Origin of the sequence: Paracoccus sp. FO-3 (assembly GCF_006386455.1) — a bacterium.
GTDB lineage: Bacteria > Pseudomonadota > Alphaproteobacteria > Rhodobacterales > Rhodobacteraceae > Paracoccus > Paracoccus versutus.
On sequence record NZ_VCBQ01000282.1, the window covers coordinates 1 to 923 of the forward strand.

Below are 923 nucleotides of genomic sequence, written 5' to 3' on the forward strand. Positions count from 1 at the left end.
CCGCGCGGCTGGCCGCCTTGCCGCCCGCCCGCGCCGCCGCCCCGGTGCTGGGCCGGCTGGCCGAGGCGCTGCGCATGGCGGTGCTGGCCATGCGCGCCCACAAGCTGCGCAGCTTCCTGACCATGCTGGGCATCATCATCGGCATCGCCTCGGTCGTCTCGGTGGTGGCGCTTGGCGAGGGCTCGCGCCAGCGCGTGCTGCAGAATATCGCCGGGCTGGGCACGAACACGCTGCAGATCTATCCCGGCCGGGATTTCGGCGACATGCGCTCGGGGCGGGTGACGACGCTGGTCACGGCCGACGGCGCGGCGCTGGCGCGCCAGCCCCATGTCGCCTCGGTCAGCCCGACGGTCAGCAGCGCGCAGACCCTGCGCCACGGCGCGACCGAGGCCAGCGCCCAGATCAGCGGCGTGGGCGAGCAGTATTTCGACGTGGCCGGCGTCGCGCTGACCCAGGGCCGCGGCTTCGACGCAAGCGACGTGGCGGAGATGGGCCAGAACGTCGTCATCGACGAGAGCACCCGCCAGAGCCTGTTCGGCGAGGGCGCGGCGCTGGGGCAGGTCTTCATGGCCGGCAAGGTGCCCTTGCGGGTGATCGGCGTGGCCGAGGCGCAGAACCGCGGCCCCGGCGGCTCCACCAGCCTGACGGTCTATGCGCCCTATACCACGGTGCAGGCGCGCTACCTGGGCTCGACCAGCGTCAGCGGGCTGACGCTGCGCGTCGCCGACGAGGTGGACATGGCGCTGGCCGAGCAGATGGTCTCGGACCTGCTGGTCCGGCGCCATGGCAGCAAGGATTTCTTCATCGTCAACAACGACCAGATCCGCCAGACCATCACCTCGACCACGCAGACGCTGACGCTGCTGGTCGCGGCCATCGCGGTGATCTCGCTGCTGGTCGGCGGCATCGGGGTGATGAACATC

General features: G+C 71.4%; 1 protein-coding gene. It reads left to right on the forward strand.

Annotated features, from left to right (window positions below; translation table 11 throughout):
* Positions 1–923 (forward strand): ABC transporter permease (locus tag FE811_RS26995; RefSeq protein ID WP_181180998.1); only part of this gene is annotated, 923 nt, incomplete at both ends.